Raw genomic sequence first — 12,809 nt, 5'->3', positions numbered from 1 at the left:
GGCTAGGTGTGCTTGTATTTAATCTTAATTCAACTTGTGAAATGAAATGCTGATTAATTGTTGAATCATTGAGCATTCTATTTTTTCCTTATAAAATTTTAACTGGCTTAAGTCTATCAAAACAATTATATTTCTTTCATGATTTTATTTGTTTTGTGTTAATCTTTTACCGCATAAGCCTTCCCAAACTTCCCGATAACCACCTTTCGCCCCTTCTCAATCTGCGCATCAACAAAGTCCGCCCAGGACTGAAGCATCTCCCGGCGCTGATTCAGGTACTGTGCGCGGTTGTAGACACCACGAACGCCGCCAATCTTATGCGCCAGGCATTTCTCTACCCAGTCGGAGTTGTAGCCTTGCTCATGTAGCAATGTGCTGGCAGTACGCCGGAAGTCATGAATAACAAAATCCCTGACGTTCAGATCCAGCGTACGCACCGCGCAGTTAAGCGTTGTTTTGGAGATCGAGCGTCGGTAGTCGTTTCGGCTGGGGAAGACGTATGGAGAATCTCCGGCCAGAAATTTTAACTCTTCGAACATCGCCAGCGCCTGCTTTGACAGCGGAACAATATGCGGGTTATCCATCTTCATTCTTTCGCCGGGGATACGCCATTCCAGCGCGTTGAAGTTAACTTCACTCCATGTCGCTTCAATCATCTCCGATTTACGCACCATGCAGATGATCAGTAGGTGCAGAGCCAGCTTGTGGCGTCGGTTCATGTTAGAGGTGTATATCCCCCGTAGCAGGATGCCGATCTCTTCTGCGGTTAGCGCCACGTCACGGCTTGTTGCTTGTGCAATATAACGGGCCTCGATAGCGGCTGCCGGGTTGTTGAATATGATTCCCCTGGAAATCGCGTAGGCCAGCATGCGTTTAAGCACGTTTCGTGTCAGCAACGCGACGTGATCGGAACCTCGTTGCTTGATGTGGTCGAGCACGACCTGTATGTGGGCGGTTGTGAGTTCTTCGAGTTCCAGCTTCCCGAGGATGGGAATGATGTCCTTCTCGATAACGCGAGTGAGGTTGCGCGGATCGCGGTTACTTTTTTCAACGATATCGGTCAGCCAGCGTTTGGCGAATTTTTGACTGTCGTTGGGTCTTTCTGTTTAAGTTTTTCTTACTGCTTTTTCTGCGCGGGATTGATGCCATGGGTAACCAGTGAGAGGCATTCTGCAAGCCGAAGAATGCTTCTGCAAATGAAAAAGCAGGGTATTAGCCCAGTGTGATATTTTTCTGTTTGTTAATTTTGAGATGGGCACAATTCAGGACACAAAAATCGCGGATGAACCTGCACGACTATGGACGAGTATGGAAAGTAAAAACCCGCATTAACAGGTAGTTAATGCGGGTTAGTGAACGTTCACGGACGAGGATGGACTAAAACTTACTTACCAATACAGAAGCTCGAGAAAATCCTGCCCAACAGATCGTCCGACGTAAACTCCCCGGTGATCTCGCTCAGATTCTGCTGCGCCAGGCGCAGCTCTTCCGCCAGCAGTTCACCCGCCCACGCACCAATCAGCTGCGCTTTGCCCTGGTCAAGATGGCGTGCCGCCTCTTCCAGCGCCTGCAGGTGACGGCGACGCGCCAGGAAGCCGCCTTCCATGCTGGTATCAAAGCCCATGCTCTGCTTGAGATGGTTACGCAGGGCTTCCACGCCTTCCCCTGTACGTGCCGAAAGGCGAATAAGTGAGTGACCATTCACATCGCTGATGCCCAGCGTTTCGCCGGTAACGTCCGCTTTGTTACGCACCACGGTGATAGGCAGCTTGGCCGGCAGACGGGCGATAAAGTCCGGCCAGATCTCCGCCGGGTCAACGGCGTCGGTCGTGGTGCCATCTACCATAAACAGCACGCGGTCAGCCTGCTCAATCTCCTGCCAGGCGCGTTCAATACCGATACGCTCAACCTCGTCGCTGGCATCGCGCAGGCCCGCGGTATCGATAATGTGCAGCGGCATCCCGTCGATGTGGATATGCTCGCGCAGCACGTCGCGGGTGGTACCGGCTATGTCGGTGACGATTGCCGCTTCACGGCCAGCCAGGGCGTTCAGCAGGCTCGATTTCCCGGCGTTAGGGCGACCAGCAATGACGACCTTCATCCCTTCACGCAGCAGGCTGCCCTGACGCGCTTCGGCGCGGACGGCATCCAGATCGCTCATCACCTGGTTCAGCTGGGCTTCGATTTTACCGTCAGAGAGGAAGTCGATCTCCTCATCCGGGAAGTCGATAGCTGCTTCGACATAGATTCGCAGGTGAGTAAGTGCTTCCACAAGGTGATTCACACGTGCGGAAAACGCGCCCTGCAGCGAGTTCAGGGCGGAGCGGGCCGCCTGTTCAGAGCTGGCGTCGATCAGGTCTGCAATCGCCTCGGCCTGTGCCAGGTCGAGCTTGTCGTTGAGGAAGGCACGTTCGGAGAACTCGCCCGGCTTCGCAATGCGCAGGCCAGGCAGGGTCAGAATACGTTTTAACAGCAGGTCGAGGATAACCGGGCCGCCGTGGCCCTGAAGTTCCAGCACGTCTTCGCCGGTAAAGGAGTTCGGGCCGGGGAACCACAGCGCAATGCCCTGGTCCAGCGGCGTGCCGTCGGCATCTTTAAACGGCAGGTAATCAGCGTAGCGCGGCTTTGGCAATTTACCCAGCACCGCTTCAGCCACCTCGCGCGCCTTCAGGCCGGAGATGCGCAGAATGCCTACACCACCGCGTCCCGGTGGGGTTGCCTGGGCGACGATAGTGTCGTTATGGCTCATGGTTGCTCTCGTTCAATACAAATAAAAAAGGCGGTCAATCGACCGCCCTTATTTTAGCGTTATCTTACCGAATCAGGACTTTTTCTTTTCGCGGCTATGCAGGCCACGTTTTTCCAGACCACGGTAAATCAGCTGCTGCTGGATGATGGTCACCAGGTTGCTGACGATATAGTACAGCACCAGACCTGACGGGAACCACAGGAAGAACACGGTGAAGATGACCGGCATAAAGGTCATGATCTTCTGCTGCATCGGGTCGGTCACGGTGGTTGGCGACATCTTCTGGATGAAGAACATCGTCACGCCCATCAGGATCGGCAGGATGTAGTACGGGTCCTGTGCGGACAGGTCATGGATCCAAAGAGCGAACGGCGCGTGGCGCAGCTCAACGGAACCCATCAGCATGTAGTACAACGCAAGGAAGATTGGCATCTGAATCAACAGCGGGAAGCAACCACCCAGTGGGTTCACTTTCTCTGCTTTATACAGGGCCATCATCTCCTGGCTCTGACGCTGTTTATCATCGCCCAGACGCTCACGCATCGCCTGAATCTTCGGCTGCAGCATGCGCATCTTCGCCATGGAGGTGTACTGCGCTTTGGTCAGCGGGTACATGATGCCACGCACGATGAAGGTGATAACGATGATGGAGAAGCCCCAGTTACCCAGGAAGCTGTGGATGAACTTCAGCAGCTTAAACAGCGGCTGAGAGATGAACCACAACCAACCGTAATCCACGGTCAGATCCAGGTGCGGCGCAACAGCGGCCATTTTGTCCTGGATTTCCGGGCCGACCCACAGGGTGCTTGCCAGCTTACCGGTTTGACCCGGCTGAACCAGAACAGGCTGTGATTTGTAGCCGATGGCTGCAATACCGTTGCCCAGGTTCGCGGTGTAGAAGTTATTCGTACCGTCGTTATTCGGGATCCACGCGGTCGCGAAATACTGCTGCAGCATTGCTACCCAACCGCCTTTGGAGCTGACGTTCAGGTTTTCGTTATCGGCAATGGTGTCGAATTTGTATTTCTCGTACTTCGCATCAGGCGTGGAGTACGCCGCGCCACGGAAGGTATGCAGCGCAAAGTTGCTGCTTCCGGTGTCACGGTGTGACGGCAGATTGATGGACTGCTTCAGCTGACCGAAGGTAGACAGTTCCAGCGGTTTCGCACCGGCGTTCTGTACGCTGTAGCCCACGTTCACCGCATACTCACCGCGTTTCAGGGTGAAGGTTTTGGTGAAGGTGTTGCCTGCCGCGTCGGTGTAGGTCATCGGGATAACGAGTTCGTTCTGGCCATCAGCCAGTACAAAGGTGTCGTTCTCGACGTTATACAGTGGACGCGCACCGTTAGCCGGGTTGTCCGGGCCATCACGACCGGTCAGGCCGCTCTGCGCCTGATACAGAAACTCCGGTGTGGTTTCCAGTAACTGGAACGGTTCGTTAGACTTCAGCTCTTTCGGGTAGGTCAACAGCAGCGCCTGCTCAACATCACCACCACGGGTGTTGATAGTCAGCTCAAGCACATCGGTCTTAACCGTAATCTGTTTCCCCTGGCCACTGGCCGGTACGCCCTGGTCGGCGGCGCTACCCGCTGCGGTGGTCGTGGTCTGCGTGGTCTGCTGCTGGGGTTGAGGATTTTTATCCTGCTCCCATGCCTGCCAGATCATGAAAGACACGAACAACAAAGCGATGATAAGAAGATTGCGTTGCGAATCCATCGTTAGTGTTCTCTGGTATCAAAAGGTCCTGGGGGGACGGGGTCGTCTCCACCGGGGTGTAAAGGGTGGCATTTTAATACGCGTTTCACCGTCAACCAACTGCCTTTTATCACTCCAAACCTGCGCAATGCCTCAATTCCGTAGCTTGAGCATGTTGGTGTGAAACGGCAGTGCGGCCCGAGTAGCGGACTAATCAGGCGTTGATAGACCCGAATGAGGGCTATCAGGACCCGTGAGCCAGGCGACAGTGGCGGCGCCATAATTTTTCCAACGCTTCCGAGAGAGCACGGTTATCGAGGTCGGCAACCCCTTTTTTAGCCACCACCACGAAATCCATAGAAGGCAGTTCGTGCTGACGTAAACGGAAGCTTTCACGCGTCAGACGTTTAATCCGGTTGCGTTCATGCGCACGCTTAACGTTTTTCTTAGCGACTGTGAGACCGATGCGGGGATGCCCCAGCGAATTTTGGCGGCCGAGGATGGTGATTTGCGGCGTGCCAGCCCGTTGTGGCTGCTGGAAGACGAAAGTGAAATGAGTGGGAGTTAACAAACGTAACTCCCTGGGAAATGCTAGCTTAACCACTCAGGGGTTAGCTTTATTACTTGGAAACGGTCAGACGAGCGCGGCCTTTAGCACGACGACGTGCCAGAACCTGACGACCATTTTTAGTAGCCATACGAGCACGGAAGCCGTGAGAACGGTTGCGCTTCAGTACAGACGGTTGAAAAGTGCGTTTCATGGCGATTTCTACCTAAACTTGAAAAAATTCATGACTTTTGCGGATGCCCGACCGAGTTTCGAATGACGGACGCCGAAGCCGTGGGTGATTAAAGAGGCCGGATTGTAATAATTGTACACTCCGGAGTCAATTCTCTTTCCTTATTTCCCGCGTATTTCCGCACGATTTCGCGTGGAAAATGAGCAACGGACGACGCAGGAAGATGAGCATCACGCGCCGGGTCGAGGATTATACGGCCTCGCCAACAAAGCGCAAGGATCGTCCCGGATCTTCGTTAGATCATTTAAGCAATAAATTGTCGCTGCTCATTAAATTTTCCAATATGCGGGCTAAATCGCGGGGCACTCGCGCCAGGATCGTTTACACTTACCCGGTTTCGGATCTTCCTGTGGATAAATCGGGAAGAATCTGTGAGAAACAGAAGATCTCTGGCTCAGTTTACGCTATGATCCGCGGTCCCGATCGGGATCCCAGGATCCTGGTCAGGATAAATTGCAGATAGCAATTCGCACGTCCCCCTTTACGCAGGGTCATGTCGATGTGCGCCAACAATCATGAATATTCAATAGTTTTCTTTTATTGTTCGAGTGGAGTCCGCCGTGTCACTTTCGCTTTGGCAGCAGTGTCTTGCCCGATTGCAGGATGAGTTACCAGCCACAGAATTCAGTATGTGGATCCGCCCGTTGCAGGCGGAGCTGAGCGATAACACGCTGGCTTTGTATGCGCCAAACCGTTTTGTGCTCGATTGGGTAAGAGACAAGTATCTTAATAACATCAATGGTCTGCTGAACGATTTTTGCGGGTCAGATGTCCCACAGCTGCGTTTTGAAGTGGGCACAAAGCCGGTCACCCAAACCGTTCGTGAAACCGTAAATGTAGCCGCGCCCGCTCAGGCTGTTCCGGCTCCGGCGCCTCGCGTTGCACCTGCTCGTCAGGGCTGGGATAACGTCCCTGCCCCCGCAGAGCCAACCTACCGCTCTAACGTTAACGTGAAACACACGTTCGATAACTTCGTTGAAGGTAAGTCGAACCAACTGGCGCGCGCGGCAGCCCGTCAGGTTGCCGATAACCCCGGCGGTGCTTACAACCCGCTGTTCCTGTATGGCGGCACGGGTCTCGGTAAAACCCACCTGCTGCATGCGGTGGGTAACGGCATTATGGCGCGCAAGCCCAACGCGAAAGTGGTGTATATGCACTCCGAGCGCTTCGTTCAGGACATGGTAAAAGCCCTGCAAAACAATGCGATCGAAGAGTTTAAACGCTACTACCGTTCCGTTGACGCGCTGCTGATCGATGACATCCAGTTCTTTGCCAATAAAGAACGATCGCAGGAAGAATTTTTCCACACCTTCAACGCCCTGCTGGAAGGTAATCAGCAGATCATTTTGACCTCGGATCGTTATCCTAAAGAGATCAACGGCGTTGAAGATCGTCTCAAATCCCGCTTCGGCTGGGGCCTCACCGTGGCGATCGAGCCACCGGAGCTGGAAACCCGCGTCGCGATCCTGATGAAGAAAGCCGATGAGAACGACATCCGCCTGCCGGGTGAAGTGGCGTTCTTCATCGCCAAGCGCCTGCGCTCCAACGTGCGTGAGCTGGAAGGGGCGCTGAACCGCGTTATCGCCAATGCCAACTTCACCGGTCGTGCGATCACCATCGATTTTGTGCGTGAAGCGCTGCGCGATTTGTTGGCATTGCAGGAAAAACTGGTCACCATCGACAATATTCAAAAGACGGTGGCTGAGTACTACAAGATCAAAGTGGCAGATTTACTGTCTAAACGTCGTTCCCGCTCGGTGGCGCGTCCGCGTCAGATGGCGATGGCGCTGGCAAAGGAGTTAACCAACCACAGTCTGCCGGAAATCGGCGATGCGTTTGGTGGCCGTGACCATACGACCGTGCTGCACGCTTGTCGCAAGATTGAGCAGTTACGCGAAGAAAGCCACGACATAAAAGAAGATTTTTCCAATCTAATCAGAACATTATCATCGTGACGCTATGAAATTTACCGTTGAACGTGAACATTTATTAAAACCGCTGCAACAGGTGAGTGGCCCATTAGGCGGCCGCCCAACGCTGCCTATTCTCGGAAACCTGCTGCTTCAGGTCGCGGACGGTACGCTGTCGCTGACCGGTACAGATCTGGAAATGGAAATGATCGCGCGCGTTACGTTGACGCAGCCGCACGACGCGGGCGCGACCACGGTTCCGGCACGTAAATTCTTTGATATTTGCCGCGGATTGCCTGAAGGCGCTGAAATCGCCGTGCAGCTGGAGGGCGACCGCATGCTGGTGCGCTCTGGCCGCAGCCGTTTCTCGCTCTCCACGCTGCCCGCTGCGGACTTCCCGAACCTGGACGACTGGCAGAGTGAAGTTGAATTCACTCTTCCGCAGGCGACGATGAAGCGTCTGATTGAAGCCACGCAGTTCTCCATGGCGCATCAGGATGTTCGTTACTATTTAAACGGCATGCTGTTCGAAACCGAAGGTGAAGAGCTGCGTACCGTGGCCACAGACGGCCACCGTCTGGCTGTCTGTTCCATGCCGATTGGCGACTCGCTGCCGAACCATTCGGTGATCGTGCCGCGTAAAGGCGTGATTGAACTGATGCGTATGCTCGACGGCGGTGACACGCCGCTGCGGGTGCAGATTGGCAGCAATAATATCCGTGCCCACGTGGGCGATTTTGTCTTCACTTCGAAGCTGGTTGATGGCCGATTCCCGGATTATCGCCGCGTATTGCCGAAGAACCCGGACAAAACGCTGGAAGCGGGCTGCGATAGCCTCAAGCAGGCGTTTGCCCGCGCGGCCATTCTCTCGAACGAGAAATTCCGCGGCGTGCGCCTGTACGTGAGTGAAAACCAGATCAAAATCACCGCCAACAACCCGGAGCAGGAAGAGGCAGAAGAGATTCTGGACGTCACCTACGCCGGGGCTGAGATGGAAATCGGCTTCAACGTCAGCTACGTGCTGGATGTGCTCAATGCACTGAAATGCGAGAATGTGCGCATTCTGCTGACCGACTCCGTTTCGAGCGTACAGATTGAAGATGCGGCCAGCCAAAGCGCGGCTTATGTTGTCATGCCAATGAGACTGTAATGTCGCTCACCCGTCTGTTGATCCGCGACTTTCGCAATATCGAAAGCGCGGATCTCGCATTATCCCCCGGCTTTAACTTCCTGGTTGGCGCGAACGGCAGCGGCAAAACCAGCGTGCTGGAAGCCATCTATACGCTCGGCCATGGCCGGGCGTTTCGCAGTTTGCAAATTGGTCGCGTCATTCGCCACGAGCAGGAATCCTTTGTTCTGCACGGGCGTTTGCAGGGCGCAGAGCGGGAAACCGCCATCGGCCTGACCAAAGACAAGCAGGGCGATAGCAAGGTGCGCATCGACGGCACCGACGGCCATAAGGTGGCGGAGCTGGCGTTGCTGATGCCAATGCAGCTGATTACGCCCGAGGGGTTTACTTTACTCAACGGCGGCCCCAAATACAGAAGAGCGTTCCTCGACTGGGGATGCTTTCACAATGAAGCCGGTTTCTTTAACGCCTGGAGCAACCTGAAGCGTCTGCTTAAACAGCGTAACTCCGCGTTGCGCCAGGTCACGCGCTACGCCCAGCTGCGTCCGTGGGACATGGAACTCATCCCTCTTGCGGAACAGATCAGCCGCTGGCGTGCCGAATACAGCGCGGGTATCGCCGAAGATATGGCCGACACCTGCAAACAGTTTTTACCCGAGTTCTCTCTCACCTTCTCCTTCCAGCGTGGCTGGGAGAAAGAGACGGACTATGCCGAGGTGTTAGAGAGAAGCTTCGAGCGCGACCGCATGTTGACCTACACCGCGCACGGCCCGCACAAGGCGGATTTCCGCATTCGTGCCGACGGTGCGCCGGTGGAAGACACGCTGTCGCGCGGGCAGCTCAAGCTCCTGATGTGCGCGCTACGCCTGGCGCAGGGGGAGTTCCTCACCCGCGAGAGCGGACGACGCTGCCTGTATCTGATAGATGATTTTGCCTCGGAACTTGACGACGCGCGGCGCGGGCTGCTTGCCAGCCGCTTAAAAGCCACGCAGTCGCAGGTTTTCGTCAGCGCCATTAGCGCTGAACACGTTATGGACATGTCGGACGAAAATTCGAAGATGTTTACCGTGGAAAAGGGTAAAATAACGGATTAACCCAAGTTGAAATGAGCGAGAAACGTTGATGTCGAATTCTTATGACTCCTCCAGTATCAAAGTCCTGAAAGGGCTGGATGCGGTGCGTAAGCGCCCGGGTATGTATATCGGCGACACGGATGACGGCACCGGTCTGCACCACATGGTATTCGAGGTGGTAGATAACGCTATCGACGAAGCGCTCGCGGGTCACTGTAAAGACATCGTGGTCACCATCCATGCGGACAACTCCGTCTCCGTTACCGATGACGGCCGTGGCATCCCGACCGGTATTCACCCGGAAGAGGGCGTATCGGCTGCGGAAGTGATCATGACCGTACTGCACGCAGGCGGTAAGTTCGACGATAACTCCTATAAGGTTTCAGGCGGCCTGCACGGCGTAGGCGTTTCCGTAGTAAACGCCCTGTCGCAAAAGCTGGAGCTGGTTATTCAGCGCGAAGGCAAAATTCACCGTCAGATCTATCAGCACGGCGTGCCCGAAGCCCCGCTGGCCGTTACCGGTGATACCGATAAAACCGGTACCATGGTGCGTTTCTGGCCGAGCCTTGAAACCTTCACCAACGTCACTGAATTCGAGTACGACATCCTGGCGAAGCGCCTGCGTGAACTGTCGTTCCTGAACTCCGGCGTCTCTATTCGCCTGCGCGACAAACGCGACAATAAAGAAGACCACTTCCACTACGAAGGCGGTATCAAGGCGTTTGTTGAGTATCTGAACAAGAACAAAACGCCAATTCACCCAAATATCTTCTATTTCTCCACCGAAAAAGACGGTATCGGCGTGGAAGTGGCGCTGCAGTGGAACGACGGTTTCCAGGAAAACATCTACTGCTTTACCAACAACATTCCACAGCGCGACGGCGGTACTCACCTTGCGGGCTTCCGTGCGGCGATGACCCGTACCCTGAACGCCTACATGGACAAAGAAGGCTACAGCAAAAAAGCGAAAGTCAGCGCCACCGGTGATGACGCCCGTGAAGGCCTGATTGCCGTGGTCTCCGTGAAGGTGCCGGATCCGAAGTTCTCCTCACAGACCAAAGACAAGCTGGTCTCTTCCGAGGTGAAATCGGCGGTTGAGCAGCAGATGAACGAACTGCTGAGCGAATACCTGCTGGAAAACCCGAACGACGCGAAAATCGTGGTGGGCAAAATTATCGATGCGGCACGTGCTCGTGAAGCAGCGCGTAAAGCCCGTGAAATGACCCGTCGTAAAGGCGCGCTGGACCTGGCAGGCCTGCCGGGCAAGCTGGCTGACTGTCAGGAACGTGACCCGGCGCTGTCCGAACTGTACCTCGTGGAAGGGGACTCCGCGGGCGGTTCTGCGAAGCAGGGCCGTAACCGTAAGAACCAGGCGATCCTGCCGCTGAAGGGTAAAATCCTCAACGTTGAGAAAGCGCGCTTCGACAAGATGCTCTCTTCTCAGGAAGTGGCGACGCTCATCACCGCGCTCGGCTGCGGCATTGGCCGCGACGAGTACAACCCGGACAAGCTGCGCTATCACAGCATCATCATCATGACCGATGCGGACGTCGACGGCTCGCACATCCGTACGCTGCTGTTGACCTTCTTCTATCGTCAGATGCCTGAAATCGTTGAGCGTGGCCACGTCTACATTGCGCAGCCGCCGCTGTACAAAGTGAAGAAAGGTAAGCAGGAACAGTACATTAAAGATGACGACGCGATGGATCAGTACCAAATCGCGATCGCCCTTGATGGCGCGACCCTGCACGCGAACTCCAGCGCGCCGGCACTGGCAGGCGAGCCGCTGGAGCGTCTGGTCTCCGAGTTCAACGCCACGCAGAAAATGATTGGCCGTATGGAACGCCGCTATCCAAAAGCGCTGCTGAAGGAGCTGGTCTATCAGCCAACCCTGACCGAAGCCGATCTGAGCAACGAGCAGGCCGTGACCCGCTGGGTGAATACCCTGGTGAGCGAGCTGAACGAGAAAGAGCAGCACGGCAGCCAGTGGAAGTTCGACGTTCAGCAGAATGCGGCACAGCAGTTTGAGCCGATTGTTCGCGTGCGTACTCACGGCGTCGACACCGACTACCCGCTGGAGCACGAATTCGTGACCGGCCCGGAATACCGCCGTATCTGCACCCTCGGCGAGAAGCTGCGCGGCCTGATCGAAGACGATGCCTTCATCGAACGTGGCGAGCGTCGTCAGCCGGTAGCAAGCTTCGAGCAGGCGCTGGACTGGCTGGTGAAAGAATCCCGTCGCGGTCTGTCTATCCAGCGTTATAAAGGTCTGGGCGAAATGAACCCGGATCAGCTGTGGGAAACCACCATGGATCCGGAAAGCCGTCGCATGCTGCGCGTCACCGTTAAAGACGCGATTGCAGCGGATCAGCTGTTCACCACCCTGATGGGCGATGCGGTAGAACCACGTCGTGCGTTCATTGAAGAGAACGCACTGAAAGCGGCGAATATCGATATTTAACAGTCGCTATCCCGCATGAAAACTGGCCGCGCTTTTAGCGCGGCTTTTTTATGGGCGCAGGAATGTCCAGCGACATCGCCGCCGGTAAACGGCTCGCCAGCGCATCTATGGCCATTCTTACCCTCAGGGGCAGGTACGGCGTCTGTTGCCAGACGGCATGGACGTCAAAATGGACATCCGGCGCCTGCTTAAAGAGCGGGACAAGCTTTCCCTGATGAATTTCTTTGATGGCCATCCAGCAGGGGAGCCAGGCAATGCCGTGCCCGGTCACCGCCGCGTCGCAGATGGCCTGCAAATCATCCATATTGAGTGATGACCGCGGCGTAAACGTGCGCGGCGTTCCGTCGCTGTCCATAAGCTGCCAGGATAGCACGCGGCCTGCGCGCAGATAGTTAATGGCCGCGTGCCGGGATAAATCATCCACAGCGTCTGGATGACCTCTTTTTTGCAGATAGTCGGGCGAGGCGCACAGGACCATGCGGTGTTCTCCCAGCTTTCTGGCCACCAGCACGCTGCTGTCCTGCAGCGTGCCGTTACGTACCGCCATATCGAAGCCTTCCTCGACCAGATCCACCACGCGGTCGCTGAACGACATTTCAAGCTCAAGCCCAGGGTGTTCCTGCGCCAGTTCAATCAGCAGCGGCGCGACGCACTGGCGTCCAAACAGCACCGGCATGGCAACACGAAGCCGACCGTTGATCTGATGTTTCCCCGTTTCCAGCAGGGATTCCGCGCTCCTCATCTCCTCCAGCGCGCGCAGGCAGCGCTCGTAGAACAGGGCGCCGTTATCGGTGAGCCGCTGGCTGCGGGTGGTGCGCTGAAACAGCCGCACTCCCAGACGTTCCTCAAGTCGAGCAATGCTTTTACCCACCGCAGAGCGCGACAGGTGCAGGCGAACTGCGGCCTGCGCAAAGCTTCCTGCCTCCACGGCAGCGACAAAAACAGGAATATCTTTCAGCGTATCGGTCACGGTTTGTATCCATTCAGGCGTC

General features: G+C 55.6%; 10 protein-coding genes and 1 pseudogene. 4 read left to right on the top strand and 7 right to left on the bottom strand.

What is annotated here, in order from left to right; all coding sequences use genetic code 11:
• Positions 1-158: 158 nt before the first annotated feature.
• The 6 genes and pseudogenes from IM265_RS19745 to rpmH all read right to left on the bottom strand — a co-directional run.
• Positions 159-1,242: pseudogene (locus IM265_RS19745) on the bottom strand (tyrosine-type recombinase/integrase); the annotation flags it as partial.
• A 142-nt stretch (positions 1,243-1,384) separates the two neighbouring features.
• Complete coding sequence (mnmE, locus tag IM265_RS19740; protein WP_028014930.1) at positions 1,385-2,749, bottom strand: tRNA uridine-5-carboxymethylaminomethyl(34) synthesis GTPase MnmE; 1,365 nt, start codon at positions 2,747-2,749, stop codon at positions 1,385-1,387.
• Between the two features lie 72 nt (positions 2,750-2,821).
• Positions 2,822-4,465 carry a membrane protein insertase YidC gene (yidC, locus tag IM265_RS19735; protein ID WP_028014931.1) on the bottom strand — a complete coding sequence of 548 codons (1,644 nt, stop codon included), beginning with the start codon at positions 4,463-4,465 and terminating at the stop codon, positions 2,822-2,824.
• 2 nt (positions 4,466-4,467) lie between these two features.
• The gene (yidD, locus tag IM265_RS19730) at positions 4,468-4,725 is read right to left on the bottom strand and encodes a membrane protein insertion efficiency factor YidD (protein WP_001307474.1); all 258 of its coding nucleotides are present in this window, start codon (positions 4,723-4,725) and stop codon (positions 4,468-4,470) included.
• Positions 4,689-5,048: a ribonuclease P protein component gene (gene rnpA, locus IM265_RS19725; protein WP_014072458.1), complete on the bottom strand. Its 360-nt coding sequence runs from the start codon at positions 5,046-5,048 to the stop codon at positions 4,689-4,691. Before rnpA ends, yidD begins: the two co-directional genes overlap by 37 nt.
• Positions 5,049-5,064: 16 nt before the next feature.
• Complete coding sequence (gene rpmH, locus IM265_RS19720; RefSeq protein WP_000831330.1) at positions 5,065-5,205, bottom strand: 50S ribosomal protein L34; 141 nt, start codon at positions 5,203-5,205, stop codon at positions 5,065-5,067.
• Positions 5,206-5,804: 599 nt separating this feature from the next.
• Between rpmH and dnaA the strand changes: the two genes are divergently transcribed.
• From dnaA to gyrB, 4 genes are read left to right on the top strand one after another with little or no spacing between them, the layout of a single operon-like run.
• Positions 5,805-7,199, top strand: a complete 1,395-nt coding sequence (gene dnaA / locus IM265_RS19715; protein ID WP_032644944.1) for a chromosomal replication initiator protein DnaA — start codon at positions 5,805-5,807, stop codon at positions 7,197-7,199.
• Between the two features lie 4 nt (positions 7,200-7,203).
• Complete coding sequence (gene dnaN, locus IM265_RS19710) at positions 7,204-8,304, top strand: DNA polymerase III subunit beta (RefSeq protein WP_008500170.1); 1,101 nt, start codon at positions 7,204-7,206, stop codon at positions 8,302-8,304.
• A complete protein-coding gene (gene recF / locus IM265_RS19705; RefSeq protein WP_193031482.1) occupies positions 8,304-9,377 on the top strand; it encodes a DNA replication/repair protein RecF in 1,074 nt (357 codons plus the stop codon). The genes dnaN and recF overlap by 1 nt, the downstream gene beginning before the upstream one ends.
• A 28-nt stretch (positions 9,378-9,405) precedes the next feature.
• Positions 9,406-11,817, top strand: coding sequence for a DNA topoisomerase (ATP-hydrolyzing) subunit B (gene gyrB, locus IM265_RS19700; RefSeq protein ID WP_028014934.1), 2,412 nt, complete (start codon positions 9,406-9,408; stop codon positions 11,815-11,817).
• Between the two features lie 34 nt (positions 11,818-11,851).
• Here the strand turns inward: gyrB and IM265_RS19695 are convergent, their stop codons facing one another.
• Positions 11,852-12,787: a LysR family transcriptional regulator gene (locus tag IM265_RS19695; protein ID WP_136344005.1), complete on the bottom strand. Its 936-nt coding sequence runs from the start codon at positions 12,785-12,787 to the stop codon at positions 11,852-11,854.
• Between the last annotated feature and the right edge of the window lie 22 nt (positions 12,788-12,809).

The organism is Enterobacter cloacae complex sp. P17RS (assembly GCF_014895885.1).
Taxonomy (GTDB): Bacteria; Pseudomonadota; Gammaproteobacteria; order Enterobacterales; family Enterobacteriaceae; genus Enterobacter; species Enterobacter bugandensis.
This window is presented reverse-complemented; position numbering and strand designations above follow the sequence as displayed.